The 20,001-nt window shown below is 70.0% G+C and carries 13 protein-coding genes and 2 pseudogenes; 10 read left to right on the forward strand and 5 right to left on the reverse strand.

The genetic code is table 11. The features are described 5' to 3' along the window. Window positions 1–227 (forward strand): annotated as a pseudogene (locus VFV21_RS12830) (hypothetical protein); the annotation flags it as partial. Window positions 228–335: 108 nt separating this feature from the next. Here the strand turns inward: VFV21_RS12830 and VFV21_RS12835 are convergent. Then, window positions 336–1,340: pseudogene (locus VFV21_RS12835) on the reverse strand (indolepyruvate ferredoxin oxidoreductase family protein); the annotation flags it as partial. A gap of 350 nt (window positions 1,341–1,690) precedes the next feature. Between VFV21_RS12835 and VFV21_RS12840 the strand changes: the two are divergent. Further along, entirely contained in the window at window positions 1,691–2,581 is an 891-nt protein-coding gene (locus VFV21_RS12840) for a dienelactone hydrolase family protein (protein WP_329669815.1), read from the forward strand. Between the two features lie 7 nt (window positions 2,582–2,588). On the opposite strand, the gene VFV21_RS12845 is transcribed toward VFV21_RS12840, so the two are convergent. Next, a complete protein-coding gene (locus VFV21_RS12845) occupies window positions 2,589–3,806 on the reverse strand; it encodes an FAD-binding domain-containing protein (protein ID WP_329669816.1) in 1,218 nt (405 codons plus the stop codon). A gap of 393 nt (window positions 3,807–4,199) precedes the next feature. Between VFV21_RS12845 and VFV21_RS12850 the strand changes: the two genes are divergently transcribed. From VFV21_RS12850 to VFV21_RS12885, 8 genes are all read left to right on the forward strand, one after another. Then, complete coding sequence (locus tag VFV21_RS12850) at window positions 4,200–4,631, forward strand: hypothetical protein (protein ID WP_329669817.1); 432 nt, start codon at window positions 4,200–4,202, stop codon at window positions 4,629–4,631. 130 nt (window positions 4,632–4,761) lie between these two features. Next, complete coding sequence (locus VFV21_RS12855; protein WP_329669818.1) at window positions 4,762–6,066, forward strand: TolC family protein; 1,305 nt, start codon at window positions 4,762–4,764, stop codon at window positions 6,064–6,066. Beyond that, window positions 6,063–7,448: an efflux RND transporter periplasmic adaptor subunit gene (locus VFV21_RS12860; RefSeq protein WP_329669819.1), complete on the forward strand. Its 1,386-nt coding sequence runs from the start codon at window positions 6,063–6,065 to the stop codon at window positions 7,446–7,448. Before VFV21_RS12855 ends, VFV21_RS12860 begins: the two co-directional genes overlap by 4 nt. Window position 7,449: 1 nt before the next feature. After that, on the forward strand, window positions 7,450–10,584 hold the full coding sequence (locus tag VFV21_RS12865) for an efflux RND transporter permease subunit (RefSeq protein WP_329669820.1): 3,135 nt from the start codon (window positions 7,450–7,452) through the stop codon (window positions 10,582–10,584). Window positions 10,585–10,640: 56 nt separating this feature from the next. Further along, a complete protein-coding gene (locus VFV21_RS12870) occupies window positions 10,641–11,309 on the forward strand; it encodes a cytochrome c (protein ID WP_329669821.1) in 669 nt (222 codons plus the stop codon). Between the two features lie 13 nt (window positions 11,310–11,322). After that, complete coding sequence (locus VFV21_RS12875) at window positions 11,323–11,838, forward strand: nuclear transport factor 2 family protein (protein ID WP_329669822.1); 516 nt, start codon at window positions 11,323–11,325, stop codon at window positions 11,836–11,838. Between the two features lie 11 nt (window positions 11,839–11,849). Continuing rightward, on the forward strand, window positions 11,850–14,000 hold the full coding sequence (locus VFV21_RS12880; protein ID WP_414638586.1) for a copper-transporting P-type ATPase: 2,151 nt from the start codon (window positions 11,850–11,852) through the stop codon (window positions 13,998–14,000). A gap of 97 nt (window positions 14,001–14,097) precedes the next feature. Further along, window positions 14,098–15,531 carry a sensor domain-containing diguanylate cyclase gene (locus VFV21_RS12885; protein ID WP_329669823.1) on the forward strand — a complete coding sequence of 478 codons (1,434 nt, stop codon included), beginning with the start codon at window positions 14,098–14,100 and terminating at the stop codon, window positions 15,529–15,531. On the opposite strand, the gene lnt is transcribed toward VFV21_RS12885, so the two are convergent. Genes lnt through VFV21_RS12900 form a run of 3 tightly spaced genes read right to left on the reverse strand, consistent with a single transcriptional unit; the run spans window position 15,528 to window position 19,812 of the window. After that, window positions 15,528–18,044 carry an apolipoprotein N-acyltransferase gene (gene lnt, locus VFV21_RS12890; protein ID WP_329669824.1) on the reverse strand — a complete coding sequence of 839 codons (2,517 nt, stop codon included), beginning with the start codon at window positions 18,042–18,044 and terminating at the stop codon, window positions 15,528–15,530. The genes VFV21_RS12885 and lnt overlap by 4 nt on opposite strands. 23 nt (window positions 18,045–18,067) lie before the next feature. After that, a complete protein-coding gene (locus tag VFV21_RS12895; RefSeq protein ID WP_329669825.1) occupies window positions 18,068–18,727 on the reverse strand; it encodes a hypothetical protein in 660 nt (219 codons plus the stop codon). Next, window positions 18,724–19,812 (reverse strand): SGNH/GDSL hydrolase family protein, encoded by a 1,089-nt coding sequence (locus VFV21_RS12900; RefSeq protein ID WP_329669826.1) that lies wholly within the window; start codon window positions 19,810–19,812, stop codon window positions 18,724–18,726. The genes VFV21_RS12895 and VFV21_RS12900 overlap by 4 nt, the downstream gene beginning before the upstream one ends. Window positions 19,813–20,001 lie beyond the last annotated feature (189 nt).

A 20,001-nucleotide genomic window follows, 5' to 3' on the forward strand; every position in this document is an offset into this window, starting at 1 on the left:
CGCAGGGGCTCGAGGAAGTGCTGGTGGTCGAGGAGAAGCGCCAGCTCATCGAGTACCAGATGAAGGAGCAGCTCTACAACTGGCCGGACGCCACGCGCCCGCGCGTCGTGGGCAAGTACGACGAGCAGGGCGAGTGGGAAGTGCACCGCAGCGGCTGGCTGCTGCCGGCCGCCGGCGAGCTCACGCCCGCCATGATCGCGCGTGTGATCGCCGCGCGCGCGCTTCGGCATCGTCGCCTCCGGCAAGAGCTACCTCGACGTGCTGCAGGCGCTGCGCGACCTGGGCATCGACGAGCGGGTCGCGGCCGACATCGGCATCCGCGTCTACAAGGTCTCGATGCCGATCGGCTCCAGCGGCCAGGTCATGCCGACCTTGTAGACGCGGATGCCGATGTCCTCGCAGGCCTTGGGCGACAGGCCGAGGTATTCCAGCGCCTGCAGCACGTCCAGGTAGCTCTTGCCGGTGGTGACGATGCCCAGGCGCGCCTTCGGCGAGTCCACCACCACCTTGTCGATGTGGTTGGCGCGGGCGAAGGCCTGCGCGGCCTTCACCGCGTACTGGTGCAGGCGCATTTCCTGGTCCAGCGGCGGGTCCGGCCAGCGGATGTTGAGCCCGCCCGGCGGCAGCTCGAAGTCGCCCGGCAGGATGATGTCGAGCTGGTGCGGGTTCACGTTCACCGACGCCGACGACTCCACCGTTTCCGCGATCGTCTTGAAGCCGATCCAGCGGCCGGTGTAGCGGCTCATCGCCCAGCCCAGCAGGCCCATGTCCAGGATGTCCTGCACGCCGGCCGGGTTGAGCACCGGCATCATCGCGCTCTCGAACTCGCCTTCCGATCCGTGGGGCAGCGTAGACGAGCGGCAGGCGTGGTCGTCGGCGGCCAGCGCCAGCACGCCGCCCAGCTTCGAGGTGCCGGCTGCGTTGCTGTGCTTGAACACGTCGCCGCAGCGGTCCACGCCCGGGCCCTTGCCGTACCACATCGAGAACACGCCGTCGTACTTCGCGCCCTGGAACAGGTTGGTCTGCTGCGAGCCCCAGACCATCGTCGCGCCGAGGTCTTCGTTCAGGCCGGGCGTGAACTCGATGCCGCTGGCCTTGAGGTGCTTGCGCGCCTTCCACAGCTCCAGGTCGAAGCCGCCCAGCGGCGAACCGCGGTAGCCGGAAATGAAGCCCGCGGTGTTGATGCCGGCGGCGCGGTCGCGCATCTGCTGCATCAGCGGCAGGCGCACCAGCGCCTGCACGCCGGACAGATAGATCCGGCCCTCTTCGCGGGTGTATTTGTGCTCGAGCGTGTACTCGCGGTCGAGCGGACGTTCGGTCGGGAGGGTGGGGACGGACATGGGCGGTTTCCGGGGCTGGAGCAAAGACTCGGAATTATACCCGGGTCGGACGGCCGGGCCGGGTGGGCCGGGCGTGAAGCCCCTGGCGTTCACGCCCCGCCCGGGCGCCGCGCAGGCTTTCCCACGAATCCGCGAAACAGACGTGGACCCGGCCTGGGGAGGCTGCGCGGCTTGCCGGGATACCCGTCCTCCCGCAGGACATTGGCCGGGACATCCTCCTCCCGGAGAACCGTCCTAAACCCCTGTTTGAAATGAACAATCAAGGGACATTACGGCGGACATCGCGCGGGTCGTGGCCCGCACCCGCACGCCCCGCTGCCCCGCGCGAAGACCGGCTACCATGCCCGCCCATGACCGACCTCGCCACGACGCTGCGCGCCCGCCTCGGCCTGGCCTGGCCCGTGCCGGTGCCCGTCCAGCGCGGCGAGGTGGTGGCGGCCGACGGCTATACCCGCGAGCGCATCGAATACAGCGGCCACGAAGGCGACGTGATCCCCGCCTTCCTCTTCATGCCGACCGGCCGCGAACCGCAGGGCGGGGTCGCGGTCTTCCACCAGCACAACGGCGAGTTCCACTTCGGCAAGAGCGAAGTGGCCGGCCTCGTGGGCAGCCCGTTCCAGGCCTTCGGGCCCGCGCTCGCGCGCCGCGGCCTGGCGGTGCTGGCCCCGGACGCCATTTCCTTCGAAGACCGCCGCGCCGGCGTCACGGGCGTCGAGCCCGACACCTACGACTGGCTGCAGCATTACAACGCCTTGAACTACCGCCTGATCGACGGCGACACGCTGATGCGCAAATGCCTCGACGACGCGCAGCGGGCGGTGAGCGTGCTGCTGCAGCTACCGGGGATGGATCCGCGGCGCGTGGGCGTCGCCGGTCATTCGTACGGCGGCTACACCGCGCTGTACCACGCGGCCTTGGACACGCGCTGCCAGTTCGCCTGCATCAGCGGCGCCGTGTGCAGCATCGAAACGCGGCGGCGCGCTGGCACCGGATTCACGCTGTTCGAGGCGGTGCCGGGGCTGGCGCGCCTGCTCGATACCCACGATTTGCTCGCCGCCATCGGGCCGCGGCCGACGCTGGTGGTGTCGGGGACGCAGGACAAATACTCGCGGGATGCGGACGAGGTGGTGGCAAACGTCGCGGGGGACTTCATCACCGCATTGCGCTATGAGCGAGGCCACGCCCTGGACCAGGCCGCGCTGGACGCCATTGTCGTTTGGCTCGTTGGTCGCGCGTCCTGAGCGTGGCTCAGGCCAGGCCAAGGTCGGCCAACAGGCGGGGAATCTGCTGCCTGACCTTGAAGAACCCGGCCGTCGCCAACGGCCACACTTCCGCATCCCACTCGCGCCGCCACTCCGCCAGGGTGATGCCGCTGGCGGCCAGCGCGGGCGTCGCTTCGCACAGCCAGTCGTGCGTAGGGCCGCGCGTGGCGTAAGGCGTCACGATCTGCGTGGCACCCACTGACTGAGCCCATCGCGCCAGCTCGGAGGGATGGCCTGCCCGCAACGCCACGGCGGGCAGGCCTGTCCGCGCCGCGACGTCGGCCAGGGCCCCGGCTTCGAACTGGACCACGGCGTCCGAAACCTCCAGTGGTGACCGCAAATGGCTGGCGGCAAGCGTGGCCGCGGCGCGAATATCCAGCGTCGACAGCGCGAAGTCCTCCAGCCGGCAATCCTCGTCGGTGATCAGCAGCGCGGTGGGGACACCGGGTTTCGGCGGGTTGACGTCACGCAGCGCCAGCACCGGCGGCAGACCTCCGGGCTCGGTTGCCTCCAGGCCCTGCGTCACCTCCGCCAATTCGCCCGAGCGCGGCGCGAAGCGGCCGTTGGTGCAGGTCTTGATGTTGTCGGCGCGCGCCGGGTACGGCTTGCCCAGTGTGTGCAGACCCGCCACCCAGCGCCATCCCAGCGTGTTGGACGCCGCATCGCCATCCAGCAGGTGCCGGTAGAAGAAGTCCGCGCCCAAACGCCAGGGCAGCCGAAGCGTGAAGATCCAGATCGAGGCAAACCACATCCGCGCGTGGTTGTGCAGGTACCCGGTCTCGACGAGTTCGTTGGCCCAGGCATCGAAGTACGCCAGCCCCGTCTGCCCCGCCATCGCCTGGTCCATGCGGCGACGCCGCTTGCGGTCCTCCTCGACGGCGGCAAGATCGGCCTGCAGGCCCTGCGTGTAGCTGGCCCAGACCTGCGGCCGTCGCTCCAGCCAGCCCTTGAAGTAAGTCCGCCAGAACACTTCCTCGACGAACCTTTCCGCCGCTTCCAGACCATGGGCCGCGAGCGCGGCCGCCACCACTTCCTGCTCGGTCAGCAGGCGCCGGCGGATATAGGGCGATAGCTGCGACACCGCCTTGTGCGCACCGGGGCCATGGTCGATGTTGCGGCCATTGGCATAACGCCGACCCATGGCAGGCACGAAGGCAGCCATCGCATCGAGGCCGGCGGCGCGGCTGGCGGGGAAGTCGGTCATGGGTCCAGAACCTTGGGGTCTGGAAAAATTATGACGGGATGGCGAGATGGGCTTGTGAACTGCATGACGAGCCTGCCCAGCCGGCATCTTTACCGACCTGGCCCTATTCGATCCGCTGATGAGCATGACCGAATACTTCCCCATTAGGTTCTGCTCGTATCGCTCTGTGTGTCCGGTTTCGGCCAGGAGCGGACGTTCCCCGCTGCCCAGCCCGAGGGCCAAGAAGGCTACGAGCGACTTGCCCGCACTGCCATATCGAGGGTTGCACTTGACCCCGTCTGAAGGACGGGGGCGCGAAACTGTCCCGCCGGATCCGGGGTCTGCAAGTTGCCTCGACCGAACTTGACCGAGGTCACCAACCGGTACTCCCGGATGGAGTAAGGTGCTCCCACGATGAAGCGCCTGCGCCACCACCGCTTGCGTGCCCGGCTGTCGCTCCTCGCGATGGTGGCGCTGCTGTGGACGCAGTTCGCCATGGCCAGTCACCCGGCCTGCACTCTGGCGAGCATGGTCATGGCCGGCACCCATGCCGGTATGGCGCTGGCTGACGGCCCGCCCCCCGAGCCGGAGCCCTGCCATCCTTCCCCGGCACCGACCGCCACCGTCGACCTTTCGGCCGGCTGCGAGTCCCATTGCAGCCGGAGCGACCTGGCGTCCGACGCTTCGCGTGCGCTCTCCGTTCCGGCGCTCGGCCCCCTGCCAACATCGCCGCTCGTGCGGGTTTTGGCGCATGTGCCGCTGTCGCCGGCGGGAGCGGCTTCGCCAGGTCCCTTGTGCTCCTGGCATCGGCCCACGGCCCATCCCGCCAGCCTCCTGCTGATTTGATCTCCTGCCGATGACCCGTCGCGGCGCCAGGTGCGCCGCGTCCGGTCCATTCGGCGCGGCCCGCGTTGGCCTGCGTCGCCCGATCCACACCCGCGCTCCCCGGACGCGCGGAACGTGCAAGGCGAACACCATGGGATACCCGAACGTTTTTCCTGCGCGGCGCGACATCGCCGCGAACGGCGCCGCGCCATGGCTGGTGCTGCTGCTGGCCTCGCTGTGGCTTGTCGCGCCCGCGGCGGCGTCACCCACGCTGATTCCCGGCGCCGACCTCGACTCGGTGCGGGCCTGGCTTATCGAGCGCAATCCCGAGCTGCGCGCCCTGCAGGCGGAAGCCGAGGCCGCGCAGGCCCGGGTGCTGCCCGCCGGCGCGCTGCCTGATCCGATGGCCGAGGTCGAACTGATGGGCATCGACCCCGACCGCCCCAGCCTCATGCCCGGCAACGTGGACGCCACGACCTGGCGGGTCCGGCAGTCCTTCCCGATGTGGGGCAAGCGCGGCCTGGCCCGCGAGGTCGCCCGACACGAGGCGAGCGCCGCGGGCCTGGACCGCGAGGCGGTGGCCCTCGACTTGCTGGCTCGCGCCGAGGAAGCGTACGTGCGGTTCTGGCACGCACGTGAAGCCGTCGCGGTGCTCGACCGACAGATCGGGCTGCTGGGCCAGCTGGAGGAAGTGGCACGGACCCGCTATTCGCTGGGCATCGCCGCGCAGCAGGATTCGATCCGGGCGCAGGTGGCCCGCACCGGGCTGCAGCGCGAGCGTATCGCCCGACTGGCTGCGCGCGCCGAGGCTGCGGCAATGCTCAATGCGGTGCTGGCCCGCCCCGTGGATGCCCCGCTGGCCGAACCCGCCTCAGAGCCCGAATTGCCGCTCCCAGCCGAACGTCTCGACCAGGTGTTGGCGATGCTGGCCGATGCCGGACACCCCGCCCTGCAGGCCAGCGCCGCCCGGACCGAGGCGGCCGAGGCGGCCTTCGAGCTGCAGCGCCGCGCCCGCTACCCCGACCTCAGCCTCGGCTTCGGCGTCATTCAGCGGGACGACCGCGTGGAAGGCTACGAAGTGATGCTGGCCGTCGAGATTCCCCTTCAGCAGCGCGCCCGCCGCGAGCGGGAACGCGAGGCCCGCCTGAAGGGTGACGCGGCCCGCGCCCGCTCGGACGCCCTGGCTGCCGGTCTCGCTGGCCAGCTCGGTCAAGTCTGGTCGCAGGCACGCGCTGCCCGCGACCAGCGTCGTCTGATCGAACAGACCCTTGTGCCGCAGGCGCAGGCCAATTTCGAATCGGCCCTGGCCAGCTACCGCGTAGGCGAAGTGGACTTTGGAACCCTGCTCGAAGCGCTGGATGCCTGGCAGGGCGCGGCCCTGGCGCAGGTGGGTGCGCGTCGCGACGAACTGGTCGCCGCCGCTGCCGTGGGCGCCATCACCGGAGGTGTGCGATGAATGGTCTGAAGTGGAGCGCGTTGGCGCTCGCGCTGGGTGCGGCCCTGGCCGTGGGGTGGTGGAGCGGACGGGCATCGGCCCCGGCGGCGTCGCCAACGGAAACTGAGGCGTCGGAGCTCGTCGAGCGCAAGATCCTGTACTACCGCAATCCCATGGGCCTGCCCGACACCTCGCCGGTGCCGAAGAAGGATTCGATGGGCATGGACTACCTGCCGGTTTTTGCGGACGAGGCCCCGCCGCCCGAGCCGGGCACCGTGGTGCTCGCACCCGGCAAGGTCCAGCAGTTGGGCGTGCGCACGGAAGTGGCGGTGCGCGAAGCGCTGGCGCCCCGGGTGCGGGCGAGCGCCACGGTGGAGGTGGACGAGACCCGGCAGTTCGCGGTTGCGCCGCGATTCGAGGGCTGGATCGAGACCCTGCACGCCAACCAGACGGGCATGGCGATCCGCCGTGGCGACGCGCTGGCAACGGTCTACAGCCCGGAGCTCGTCGCGGCCCGGCAGGAATTCCGGGTGGCTGACGACGCAGCAAAGCGATTGGCCGCAAGTGATCCGGAAAGCGCGGCGACCATGCGCCAGCTTCGCGATGCGGCGCGCACGCGCCTGCGCAACTGGGAAGTCTCCGGTGCCGGCGTGGCCCGGGCGGGCAGCGAATCCGGGCTCGTCCTCTCATCGCCCACCGATGCGGTCGTGGTCGAAAAGCTGGTCGTGCAAGGGGAACGCTTCGAACCGGGCCAGACCATCCTGCGCCTGGCCGACCTGTCGCGCGTGTGGGTCGTCGCGCAGGTTCCTGCGTCCGGACTGGCCAACCTCACCCTCGGCGACCACGCGAGCTTCGAAACCCTCAGTCTTCCCGGCCGGCGGTTTAAAGGCGACGTCGCCTTCATCCAGCCCACGCTCGACCGCGCCAGCCGGACCCTGGGCGTGCGGATCGAAGTGGAGAACCCCGATGGCGTCCTGCGCCCCGGGCTGTTCGGAGACGTCGAACTGACCGGTCAGGCATCGGCGCCGGTCGTGACCGTCGACCGCTCCGCGGTGATTGATTCGGGGACCCGCCAGGTCGTGCTGGTGCAGACCGCGCCCGGCCAGTTCACGCCGCGGGAGGTGCAATTGGGTGCGCGTTCCGGTGACCGGGTCGCCGTGCTCTCCGGCGTCGAGGCCGGCGAGACCGTCGTGGTCTCGGCGAACTTCCTGCTCGATGCCGAAAGCAACCTGCGCGCTGCGCTGGGCAGTCTGGAGGCTGGCAGCGCGCGAGAGACGGCCGCCCCGCCGGACGCGCCGGCAGACGATTCGCACGCGGGCCACGGTGAGCCGTCGGACGAACCGCCTGCCGGGCACGAGGCGCCGGCGGACGATCCCCATGCCGGCCACACGGGAGGGCACTGACATGCTCGCCCGGCTGATCGAATGGTCGCTTCGCAATGTCTTCCTTGTGCTGGTGGCCACCCTCGCGATCACGGCGGCCGGACTGTACGCGCTGGCCAGGACGCCGCTCGACGCGCTTCCCGACCTCTCCGACGTGCAGGTCATCGTGTTCACCGAAGTGCCCGGCCAGGCACCGCAGGTCGTCGAAGACCAGGTCACCTACCCGCTGACCACGGCCATGCTGGCCGTCCCGAAGTCCAGGGTCGTCCGTGGCTTCTCGTTCTTCGGCGCCTCCTTCGTCTACGTGATCTTCGAGGACGGCACCGACATCTACTGGGCGCGCTCGCGGGTGCTCGAGTACCTGAGCACCGCGTCCAAGCAGCTCCCGGAAGGTGTGTCTCCCACGCTGGGCCCGGATGCCACGGGCGTAGGATGGGTCTACCAGTACGTGCTCGAGGGCAGCCAGCAATCGCTGGACGAACTGCGCGCCATCCAGGACTGGTATGTCCGGTACCAGCTGACCAAGGCGCCCGGCGTGGCCGAAGTCGCCAGCGTCGGCGGCTTCGTCCGCCAGTATTCGGTCACGGTGGATCCGGGTCGGCTGCGGCAGTACGGCGTACCCCTCTCGCGCATCTCCGAGGTGATCGCTGCCAGCAATCGCGATGTCGGTGGGCGCGTGCTGGAGATGGCGGAAACCGAGTACATGATCCGCGGGCGCGGCTACCTGCGCGGCATCGAGGACATCGAGGGTCTGGTGGTCAAGGTGGACGGCGGCACGCCGGTGCGCGTGGGCGACCTCGCCCGGGTCGAACTGGTTCCGGACGAACGCCGTGGCCTCGCCGAGCTCGACGGCGAAGGTGAGGTGGTCGCGGGCATCGCCGTGGCGAGGTACGGCGAGAACGCATTGGCCGTGATCGACGGCCTGAAGCAGCGCATCGCCGACATCACCCCCGGGCTTCCCGAGGGCGTCTCCCTGCGCGCCGTCTACGACCGCTCCGACCTCATCCACCGCGCCATCGCCACGCTGCGCTGGACCCTGGTCGAGGAAGCCCTGATCGTCGCCTTGGTCTGCGTGGTCTTCCTCTTCCACGTCCGTAGCGCGATGGTGGCGATCATCATGCTCCCCGTCGGCGTGCTGATCGCCTTCCTGGCCATGCGCCTGCTGGGCATGAACTCCAACATCATGAGCTTGGGCGGCATCGCCATTGCCATCGGCGCGATGGTGGATGCCGCCATCGTGATGATTGAGAACGCCCATAAGCACATCGAGCGCGATGGCGGTCGCACGCCGCGCCTGCAGCTGATCATCAATGCATGCAGGGAGGTCGGCCCGGCGCTCTTCTTCAGCCTGATGATCATCACCGTATCCTTCCTGCCTGTGTTCGCCCTCGAGGCCCAGGAAGGGCGCCTTTTCCATCCCCTGGCCTTCACCAAGACCTTCGCCATGGCGGCCGGCGCGCTGCTGTCGGTGACGCTGGTGCCGGTGCTCATGCTGCTGTTCGTGCGCGGCCGGATCCTGCCCGAGGACCGGAACCCGGTGAACCGCTTCATGATTGCCGCCTACCGGCCCGTGATCGGCTTCGTGCTGCGGCACAAGGCGGCCACGGTCGGCGCGGCCATGGTCGTGCTCGCGGTGTCAGCCTGGCCCGCCTCCCGCCTCGGCAGCGAGTTCATGCCCACGCTCAACGAGGGCACGCTGCTGTACATGCCGAGCTCGCTTCCGGGAATGTCCGTGACCAGGGCGGCCGAACTCCTGCAGCAACAGGACCGGATCATCCGGAGCTTCCCGGAGGTCGAGTCGGTCTTCGGCAAGGCGGGTCGTGCACTGACCGCAACGGACCCCGCCCCGCTGGAGATGTTCGAGACCATCATCAACCTCAAGCCCGAGAACCAGTGGCGCGAGGGCATGACCACGGACAAGCTGATCGCCGAAATGGACCAGGCGCTGCAGTTCCCGGGCGTGGCCAATGCCTGGACCATGCCCATCAAGGCCCGCACCGACATGCTGGCCACGGGCATCCGCACGCCGATCGGCATCAAGGTGTTCGGCACGGATCTGGTCGAGATGGAGCGCCTCGCGCGCCAGATCGAGTCCGCCGTGCGCACGGTGCCCGGCACCACCAGCGCGTATGCCGAACGCCTGACCGGCGGGTTCTACTTGGACATCGAGCCCGACCGGGGGCAGCTGGCCCGCTACGGCCTGCCCGTGGGGGACCTCCAGGACGTCGTGGCCTCGGCATTGGGCGGCGACCTGGTCACGCGCACCGTCGAGGGCCGCGAGCGCTTCGGGGTCATCGTCCGCTACCCGCGGGGGCTGCGCGACAGCCCCGAAGCCATCGCGCAACAGGTCCTGGTGGCGACTCCGGACGGGGCGCAGGTTCCGCTGGGTGAGCTGGCAGACATCCGCATCCGCCAAGGCACGCCGTCGATCCGCACCGAGAACGCGCTGCTCTCCGCCTACATCTATGTCGATACTCGGAACGCAGACCTTGGCGCCTACGTCGAAGCAGCCCAGGAGGTCGTCGCCCGCGACGTCAGCTTCCCGCCGGGCTACTACGCGACCTGGAGCGGCCAGTACGAATACATGCAGCGCGCGATCGCGAAGATGAAGGTCGTCGTGCCGGTCACGCTTGCGATCATCTTCCTGCTGCTCTACCTCAACTTCCGCCGCGTCACCGAGTCGCTGATCGTGATGCTGTCGGTACCCTTCGCCCTGGTTGGTGGCATCTGGCTGCTGTGGGCGCTGGACTACAACCTGAGCGTGGCCGTGGCCGTGGGCTTCATCGCGCTGGCCGGCGTCGCGGCCGAAACGGGCGTGGTGATGTTGATCTACCTCGATCACGCGCTCGAGTCCCGGGCCGCCGCGCAACACGCTCAGGGCGGATCACTGGGTGCGGGCGACCTAGCAGACGCCATCGTCGAGGGCGCCGTCGAACGTGTTCGGCCGAAGATGATGACGGTGGTCGCGATCATGGCCGGCCTGCTTCCGATCATGTGGAGCACCGGCACCGGCTCGGAGGTGATGCGCCGGATCGCGGCCCCGATGGTCGGCGGCATGGTGTCGTCGACGGCGCTGACGCTCGCCGTGATCCCGGCAATCTATGCACTGGTGAAGCAGCGCCAGATTGGCTTGCGCCACGCAAGCATGGGGAACTGAAGGCAATGACAAGGAGAATGGGGATGGGGATGGGATTTTTCAGAAGCACACTGATCATGCTGGCGCTGGTGGCCGCTGCGATCAGCGGAACGATTTACTTCGGGCTGGTGGAGCCGGGGGCCGACAAGCCCCACGCCGACTGGGTCCATGGGCTGATTGAAGTCTCACGGGACCGCGCCATCGCGGTACGCGCCGAGGGTCTGGACGTTCCGGTTCTTGGCTCGGAGGCGCAGGTGCTCAATGGCGCCGGCAACTACGCGGCCATGTGCACCGGCTGCCACCTAGCCCCGGGCATGGCTCCCACCGAGCTGAGCCGGGGCCTGTACCCGGCGGCACCAGCCCTGGCCGAACTGGGCGCGCCGGACCCCGCGCGCTCGTTCTGGGTGATCAAGCACGGCGTGAAGGCCTCCGGCATGCCTGCCTGGGGAGGCAGCATGCCCGATGAGTACATCTGGAACATGGTGGCGTTCCTGCAGGCCATGCCGAACATGGACGCCGACCGTTATCGCGCATTGGTTGCCGCCAGCGGCGGCCACTCCCATGGCGGTGGCGAAGCGATGCCGCACGGACACGAGGAGACGGGCGAGCATTCCCATGACCAGGAAAGCGATGCGCCGGATCACCATGCGGATGGCACTGGTGAGGCCACGCAAACGGAGGGCGCCAGCGATCCGCCTCCCGCCGACCCGGCGAACGAGCACGACCACTCGACCCACGACCACTGAGAGAGCCAGACTCATGAACAAGCTCGTCATCTCCGCCCTCTGTTTCCTCGCCTTCGCGACACCCGTGCGAGCCGGTGGCCCGGGGGGCAACGCGCATGACGCGGAGCGTGCCACGCCAGCCATCCAGGTTCCGGCCGATGCCCGCGCCGCCGTGGAGGCCGTCAACCGCTTCTCCGCTGCGCTCGCCTCGGGGAACCTCGTCGCCGCCGGCGCCGAGCTCGACCCGAAGGTGCTCATCCTAGAGGCCGGCGGGGCCGAGCGGTCCGCCGAGGAGTATCTTGGCGGCCATGCGAAAGGCGATGCCGCCTTCCTCAAGCAGGCGCATGTCCAGCTCTTGCGGCGCACGGCGGCCGTCCATGGCGATCTTGCGTGGGTCGCCAGCGAGAGCGAACTGCACGTGAGCCGTGACGGCAAGCCGGTCACGGTACTCAGCGCCGAGACCATGCTGGTCCGGCGAAGTGAAGAGGGGTGGAAAATCATGCACATCCATTGGTCGTCGCGTACGAAAGCGCCGGACGGCCACCACTAGGAGACAGGACCATGGACCACGCCAGCCATCGCCCGCCCGTTACGCCCGTCGCCACCGCAGGCGCGCGCTACACCTGTCCCATGCATCCCGAGATCATCCGGGATGCCCCCGGCAGCTGCCCCAAGTGCGGCATGGCGCTCGAGCCCATGCTGCCGGCCGTCGAGGACGAGGGTTCGCCCGAACTCGCCGATTTCACCCGCCGATTCTGGATCAGCCTGCCGGCAACCCTGGTGGTGCTGGCGCTGGCCATGGTCGGGCACCGCTGGGGCGCACTCGATGCCGCCACCCGCACCTGGATCGAGCTGCTGTTGTCGACGCCCGTGGTGGTCTGGGCGGCGGCGCCCTTCTTCGCGCGATGGGCGGTGTCGCTGCGCACCGGCCAGCTGAACATGTGGACCCTGATCGGCACGGGCGTGGGCGCGGCGTATGCCTACAGCGTGGTCGCCACCCTCGCGCCCGGGATCTTCCCGGATTCATTCCGCGAGCATGGCCGGGTCGGCGTGTACTTCGAGGCCGCGGCGGTGATCGTGTCCCTGACGCTGCTGGGGCAGATGCTGGAACTGCGGGCCCGCTCGCAGACGTCGGCTGCCATCAAGGCACTGCTGCGACTGGCGCCGAAGACCGCCCGTCGCATCCGGGCCGACGGCGGCGAGGAAGACATCGAGGTCTCGCACGTGCACGTCGGCGATCGCCTGCGCGTGCGTCCGGGCGAAAACGTCCCGACCGACGGTACGGTCGAGGAGGGCCACTCGAGCGTGGACGAATCGATGATCACGGGCGAATCCCTGCCGGTGGCCAAGGGTCCGGGCGATCCGGTGATAGGCGCGACGCTCAACACCTCGGGCAGCCTGGTGATGGTGGCCGGCAAGGTCGGCGCGGACACCCTGCTCAGCCAGATCGTGCAGCTGGTGGCCAAGGCGCAGCGCTCGCGCGCACCGATGCAGCGCATGGCAGATGTAGTGTCGTACTGGTTCGTGCTGGCGGTGCTGGCGATCGCCGTGCTGACCTTCTTCGCCTGGGGCCTGTTCGGGCCGGAGCCGGCTTGGGTCTATGCCGTGCTCAATAGCGTGGCGGTGCTCATCATCGCTTGCCCGTGCGCGCTGGGCCTGGCCACGCCGATGTCCATCATGGTCGCCACCGGCCGCGCAGCCGGTGCGGGCGTCCTGTTCCGCGACGCCGAGGCGATCGAGAACCTGCGCAAGGTGGACACGCTCATCGTCGACAAGACCGGCACTCTGACCGAGGGTCGGCCGGCGTACCGCACCGCCGTGGCGCCGGGCGGCGGCGACGCAACGGAAGTGCTTCGACTGGCAGCCTCTCTGGACCAGGGCAGCGAACACCCTCTGGCGGCGGCTATCGTCAAGGAGGCGCTCGGGCGCGGCCTGGCCCTGTCGAAAGCGGAGTCGTTCGAGTCGGCCAGCGGCATCGGTGTGCGCGGCCGGGTCGGGGACAAGGCACTGGCGCTGGGCAACCACGCGTTGATGACGGAGGACGGCGTGGACGTCGGCGGCCTGCGGCACCAGGCCGAAGCGCTGCGCGCCGAAGGCGCCAGCGTGATGTTCCTGGCGGTGGACGGTCGTGCGGCCGGACTGGTCGCAGTCGCCGACCCGGTGAAGGTCTCCACCCCGGCCGCCCTGTCGGAACTGCGCGACGCTGGCCTTCGCCTGATCATGGCTACCGGCGATGGCGAGACTACCGCCCGCTCGGTGGCGAAAGCACTCGGCATCGACGAAGTGCACGGCGAGGTGCGGCCACAGGACAAGGCGGACCTGGTCGCGGCGCTGCAGGCGCAGGGCCGGCGGGTCGCCATGGCCGGCGACGGCATCAACGATGCCCCGGCGCTGGCCCGCGCCGACGTCGGAATTGCCATGGGCACCGGCACCGACGTGGCCATGTCCACCGGCCAGGTCACGCTGGTGAAGGGTGACCTGCGCGGCATCGCCCGCGCCCGCCGCATCTCCCAGGCGACGGTCGCGAACATGAAGCAGAACCTCGGTTTCGCCCTGCTCTACAACGCCCTCGGCGTGCCCGTCGCGGCCGGCCTGCTTTACCCGGCGTTCGGCCTCCTGCTCAGCCCGATGATCGCGGCGCTCGCCATGAGCCTGAGCTCGGCCTCGGTGGTGGCCAATGCGCTGCGGCTTCGTTCGGTGGGCGGACCCTAGTGACTCGGCCCTGATCCTGGCTTTGGCGGGCCCGCTCCCTCCGGGCTGCCCCCGCGGATCCTTGCAGGCTGCGATAGGATGCGCCCAGAGGGAAACGATGACCGACGTATCGAAGGTTCCAGCGGGCCCGGCCGCCTGGCGCCGCTGGCTGCTGCACCCGCTCCTGCTCGCGCTCTGGCTCGGCAGCTTCCTGCTCGCCGCCGCGCTCGAGCACGCGCCGCATGCCAGCCTCTGGTTCCCGCCGGCGGCGGTCACCTTCGCCGGGCTGTTCAGCGTGGGCTGGCGGGCGGTGCCGGCGGTGTTCGTGGCCTGCGTGCTGGGCACCTGGCTCGCCGAGTCCGGCAACACCGAAGGCGAAGTGCGCTTGGGCGTGTTCGCCGTGTCGAGCCTGGTGTTCGCGGTGATCCACATCGGCGCCTACGCGCTGCCGGCCATGGTGCTGCGCCGGCTCGCGCCCTCGGCGCCGGCCGAGCTGACGATGCGCCCGGTGTCGCAGTTCCTGCTGCTGGGCGCGCTGGGGGCGCTGCTGGCCGCGGGGCTGGGCACGGTCGGCCTCAGCCGCACCGACCTGCTGGACGGGCCGGACCTGTTCGAAATCGCCTCGGCCTGGTGGATCGGCGATTACGCCGCGCTGGTGACGCTGGCGCCCTTCCTCGCGCTGCTGCTGCGGAAGGTGGGCGGTGACGCGGGCTTACGTCGCTTCCCGCCGTTTGAGTGGGGGGCGTGGCGCGTTGGCCGGGAGTCCGCCTCCAAGCTGGTGCTGCTGTTCGCGGTGACGCTCGCCATCCTGCTTGCCTACCTCGAGCTGTCCAACAGTCGCGCCCTGCTGGTCGTGCTGGTGCTGCCGGTGGTGCTGCAGCTGTGGATCGTGCACACCGAATCGCTGGCCAACGCCCAGTTGGGCCTGCTGGGTTTCAGCCTGCTGACCGTGGGCGCGGCGGCCGGCTTCGACGTCGGCGACGATGCGCTGGTGCTGCAGTTCGCAGCCATCAGCCTGGCCGCCAACACTTACCTGAGCCTGGCGGCGCCGGCGCTTTATGCGGCCAATGAACGCCTGCGCAACCAGGTACGCCACGACGGCCTCACCGGGGCGCTCAGCCGCGCGCATTTCGAAGACCGCGTGGCGATGGAGCTGGCCCGCGCGCTGCGACGCAACCAGCCGGCCGCGATCCTCATGCTCGACCTCGACGGCCTCAAGGCGCTCAACGACACCCACGGCCACGCCGCCGGCGACCTTGCGCTGCGCGAGCTGGTGGTACGCAGCAAGGCCTGCCTGGGCGGAAACGACTTCATGGCGCGCCTGAGCGGCGACGAATTCGCGATCTTCCTGCCCGAGGCGGACGACGCACGGGCGCGCGCGTTGGTCTCGGCCATCCGGCAGCGGCTGGCCGCTGAACCGGTGCAGCCACTTGGCTTCCGCGTGGCCGCGAGCTTCGGCATCGCCCACGCGCCGGGGGACGGCGTCTCACTGTCGCAGCTGCTGCAGGCCGCCGACGCGGCGATGTATGCCGACAAGCGCGCCCGCCGCTAGGGCAACAGACGCACCGCCAACCACGCCGGCACGCCGATGAAATAAACCAGGTTCGCGGCCCATGCGAGCACGCGCCTGACCGCGGCAGCCCGTGGCACACCCGCGGCCAGCCCGATCCCCGTGCCGAGCTCGATGGCAACCCGCAGCACCGCCGCGAACAGCATCAAGCCCAACGCCCACGACGCCCACCACACCAACAGCCCCAGCAGCCACGCGCCGAGGCCGTACGTGTAGGCCTCGCCGAAGAACCCGCCGAAGGTGATGACCTGGTGCAGCCGGAACGCGACCAGCGCCAGCAGCAGCGGGAAGGCGATGAACTTGACCGCGGCGTGGTCCAGCCAGCCGCCGCCCGTCGCCGCGCGCACCGTGGCCAGGCGGGTGGCGAAGTCTTCGGCCGGCGCCATTGGCGCGCCGGCCGCCACCAGCGCACGCGCCAGCGCCGCGGGGTCGCGCACCGCCAGTCCTTTCGAGAACCGTCGGCCCGACGCCAGCACCAGGTCGGCGCCGCTGCCGGGCCAGGGCAGTCGCCAGGTGCGCAGCGCGGTGATCGAAGCCAGCGGCACGGCGGTGCGCTGGTGGCGCTGGTCCAGCACCAGATCGCTGCCCTCGATGCGCGCCTCGGCGGTGAACCCGCGCCGCAGCGCCCACGCCGCCAGCAGCGGCAGCGCCACGGCGACACCAAACAGCTGCAGCTGCTTGATCGACTGCACCTGGAATCCCATGCGAAGCCACATGTCGAGTACCAGCCAGGCCAGGCCCAGCACGGCCGCAATGCGAAGCGCAGCCACCACCCACCGCATGACCTGCGACAGCAGCACCACGCGCGCCGGCAGCGCCGGTACCGCCCCGCCGGCGCGCGCCGCCAGGCGCGCCATCGCGGCCAGCAGCCCCAGCACGCCAAGCAGCGCCAGCGCCGCGCCGCCCACCCAATCGCCCCAGCGCACCAACAGCGTGGGCACCGGGTCGCGCGCCGCCAGTTCGGCCGTCAGCACCGCCTGGTCACCCATCGCCGTGTTCACCAGCACCTCGCCCGTGTCGTCGATCACGGCGCTGAGGCCATTGGTCGTCACGCGCACCTGCGGCAGCCGGGTCTCGATGCTGCGGAACGCGGCCACGGAAAGATGCAGCCGCGCGCCCGCCGGGTAGCCGGTGAACCACGAGTCATTCGACATGCCGACGATGGCCTGCGCGCCCAGCCGCGCGCCGTCGATGGCCAGCTGGCCGCGGGTGTCGTCGAGGCAGATCAGCGGCAGCACGTTCACTTCGCGGCCGTCGGCGGTGCGCAGCGGCATCACGCGCACGCCGTCGCCCGGCCGCCAACCGCCGGTCCAGGGCAGCAGGCGGCGCAGCCAGGCGTGGTCGAGCCAGGCCGGCACGTGTTCGGTGAGCGGGAAGGGCGTGGCCTTGCGGTAGAAGCCCAGCAGCCCGCGGCCGGGCTCGAGGAAGGCGGCGGCGTTGTACTCGCCCGCCTCGTCGAGGTCGTAGGTGCCGAACACCAGCGGCACGCCGGCAGTGTCCACGAAACCCTGGATCTCGCGGTCCAGCGCCGCGCCGTCCTCGCTGCGCGGGTGCGCGAAGGTCGTCGGGTAAACCGTCTCCGACCACAGCAATACGTCGGCGCCGTGGTCGCGCAGCGCGGACCAGGACAATTCGTAGTGGGTGTCGAGCACCTTTCGCACCACGCCGTAGGCGCCGATCTCCTGGCGCAGCTGCTCGTAGTTCGTGATGCTTGCCTGCACCATCGCCACTTTCACGCGCGGCACCCCGGGGCCCGGCGCCGCCAGCGTGCCTAGGCGCCACTGGCCGTAGCCGGCCATGGCCACCAGCACGGCCAGGCCCGCCGCGATCGGCTTGCCGAACGCGCGCAGGCCCTCGCGCCGACGCGTGATCGCCAGCGCGATCGCCTCGTTCACCAGCAGCAGCAACACCGTCAGCAGTGCGGCGCCGCCCAGGTCCGCCGCCTGCCGCATCACGGCCGAGGGATGCAGCCCGTGGCCCAGCGTGTCGCCCAGCAGTTTGGGCAGCGCCCACTCCACGCCCACCCACGCGGCCGCACCGGCCAGCGCGCGCAGCACGGGCCCGTGGCGACGCCCGGCGAGATGCCGAACCAGCGCGAAGGCAACGATCTGCGGCTGCATCACGGGCGCCAGCACCAGCAACACCGCGGCGCCCAGGCCCGCGCCGATGCCGGTGTAAGCACCGATCGCCGCGCCGAACCAAAGGAACACGGCGGCGACGAAGGCGACGCTCATCAGCAGCCCGCTTGCCAGCGCACCGCCCATCGTACCGACGCCGCCCTGCGCGCCGCGGACGTCATCCGCTCCCATGCGCTCGCCATCCCGCGCGTCGCGCGTGCGGCCCACGCCGTCCATCGCCAGCAGCCAAGGCACCAACGCTACGAACCCGAGCAACCAGGCCAGGCCGCCGCGCGCATAAACGCCAAGCAGCAGGGCGCTGAGCAGCACCCCGGCCAAACCGCGCCAGCGCGGCGAAACCCACGACAGGAAATTCAAATCAGCGCGCTCCCCTCACGGCCTCAGCCAGCCGGCGGAATGCGCACCCGCCGGATCGGCAGGTCGGGCGGCGCCAGCTCGGGCGGGACCACGCGGTCGGCGGGCATCGCGATCGGCTGGCCCTCGGCGTCGTACAGGACGAAATCGGGCGCGAACATCAGGATCGGCTCGATCGCCACGCCTTCATCGGTGAACTGATGGTGGCGCGCATAACCTTCGGGCAACTCGTAATCCGCGGGCACGGCCAGGCCCTCCAGCGGCGGGCTGGTGCCCGGCGGATCGAAGGCGCCGATGCCCGTGCGGATGCCAAGGTCGTGCAGGGCGCCGATCACTTCGGCGCCGGTGGGCTCGGGGTCGCCGGGCCTGAAATAAGCGGCAAGGTCATTGGGATCATCGGAAGGCAGCCCGGCCGCTTCAATCGGTGCGGCCGCCGCAGGGCGCGATGCCGCGACTGGCGCCCGGCCGGCCGGGGAAGGAACCTCAGCAGAAACCACGGTAACCGGCGCGGACGGCGCCGCGGGGGCCAGCAGCAGCCACCCGCCCACGAACACCGCCAGCACCAGCACCGCCACCGCCAGACCCGGCAGCAGGAACCGCAGCGCGGCCCCTGCCTTCGGGCTCACCCGCACGCCGTCGCCCTCCGGTCCGGACGGCGGGGCGGGCGGCTGGCGCGGTTGCGTCACGGCGCGGCCGGGTTGTAGACCGAGATGGCCCAGCCCATGCGCTCATGGCCCAGCTGGTTCCAGATCGGGCTGCGGCCATTGGTGAAGCTGGTGTAGCGCGCCGCACCGGTGCCGGTGGTGCCGCCCCACAGGCCGGCGCTGACCGTGCCGCCGGTGTAGGTCGGGTGCACGTTGTCGGACTGGATGTAGTCGAAGCTGCTCGAGGACGCCACGAAGTGCGTGTTGGCATCGCGCACCGTGCCGCGCAGCGTCACCGCGATGCGGTTGACGTAGCTGGCCTCGCTCTCGCCCGGCACGTAGCGCAGCGCGTCGGAGTCGACCTGGCCGTCGCCGTTGCTGTCGTAGTCCGCGCCCATGTACTGCGCGAAGCTGTCGGCGCACTGGAAGCCCTTCTGGCGCGCCTGGTCGCACATCGACCAGTTCATCTTCGCGATCGCCGGCAGGAAGCGGTCCTGCATGCTCACCGTCGCGCCCGTGGTGGCGTCGCGGCAGCTGCTCTGCACGTTGTCGGCCGCGTAGCCGGGGTAGTACAGGTTGGAGATCACCTTGAGGCGGGTGTTCGGGCTGGCGTTGGCGTTGATGAAGTCCATCGCCCGGCCCACGTACAGGCGGCAGTTGGCCACCGCTGTGTCGAGCACGGCGTAGTTGCAGGTGCCGGTCTGGCCCTTGAAGCTGGTGCGCGCCTGCAGGCCGTCGTTGCCGCACATCTCGAAAGTCACCACGCGGGTGTTGGTGGACTGCATGTACGAGCGCTCGGCGACGATCTTGTTGTTGTACACGTCGCTGGCGATGGCGCCCGACTTGGTGCGGCGCACGCTCTCGATGTCCGCGTTCCAGCGGGCGGCCAGGTACTCGGCGTCCACGGTCGGGGCGGCGTACTTGGCGGCGTTGCTGACCGAGCCGTTGTAGCCGGCGTAGATCGAGTCGCCGTAGGCGACGATGCGGTACTTGGCGGTGGTGCCGGACCGGTCGATGGTCCAGGACACGTTCTGGTTCAGCGTGTTGGCGAGGGCCGGGCCGCCGATGGCCAAAAGCACGGCCGCCGACAGGCACCGCATCGCGGTGCCGCGGGTTTGCATGTTCATCAATGTCTCCCCTTCGAGTGGTGTACGCCACGGACGCCGGACGGCGCCCGACTTGTTCGACGAAACCTGACGCGATGGGGACGACCTCTGGACACGGGCTCGCCCTTCCCCCTTCCACCGCCCGCCGGACGCTAGCGTACGGTCAGGGGGGGCGCAATGTGCGGTGCAGCACGTTTTCGGGCCGGGACC

Origin of the sequence: Arenimonas sp. (genome assembly GCF_036275555.1) — a bacterium.
Taxonomy (GTDB): Bacteria; Pseudomonadota; Gammaproteobacteria; order Xanthomonadales; family Xanthomonadaceae; genus Arenimonas.

Coding starts and splice junctions, on each gene's coding strand:
- VFV21_RS12865 (WP_329669820.1), top strand. CDS start 7,450: ATGCTCGCCCGGCTGATCGAATGGTCGCTTCGCAATGTCTTCCTTGTG.
- VFV21_RS12850 (WP_329669817.1), top strand. CDS start 4,200: ATGAAGCGCCTGCGCCACCACCGCTTGCGTGCCCGGCTGTCGCTCCTC.
- VFV21_RS12880 (WP_414638586.1), top strand. CDS start 11,850: ATGGACCACGCCAGCCATCGCCCGCCCGTTACGCCCGTCGCCACCGCA.
- VFV21_RS12860 (WP_329669819.1), top strand. CDS start 6,063: ATGAATGGTCTGAAGTGGAGCGCGTTGGCGCTCGCGCTGGGTGCGGCC.
- VFV21_RS12875 (WP_329669822.1), top strand. CDS start 11,323: ATGAACAAGCTCGTCATCTCCGCCCTCTGTTTCCTCGCCTTCGCGACA.
- VFV21_RS12845 (WP_329669816.1), bottom strand. CDS start 3,806: ATGACCGACTTCCCCGCCAGCCGCGCCGCCGGCCTCGATGCGATGGCT.
- VFV21_RS12870 (WP_329669821.1), top strand. CDS start 10,641: ATGCTGGCGCTGGTGGCCGCTGCGATCAGCGGAACGATTTACTTCGGG.
- VFV21_RS12900 (WP_329669826.1), bottom strand. CDS start 19,812: ATGAACATGCAAACCCGCGGCACCGCGATGCGGTGCCTGTCGGCGGCC.
- VFV21_RS12840 (WP_329669815.1), top strand. CDS start 1,691: ATGACCGACCTCGCCACGACGCTGCGCGCCCGCCTCGGCCTGGCCTGG.
- VFV21_RS12855 (WP_329669818.1), top strand. CDS start 4,762: ATGGGATACCCGAACGTTTTTCCTGCGCGGCGCGACATCGCCGCGAAC.
- VFV21_RS12885 (WP_329669823.1), top strand. CDS start 14,098: ATGACCGACGTATCGAAGGTTCCAGCGGGCCCGGCCGCCTGGCGCCGC.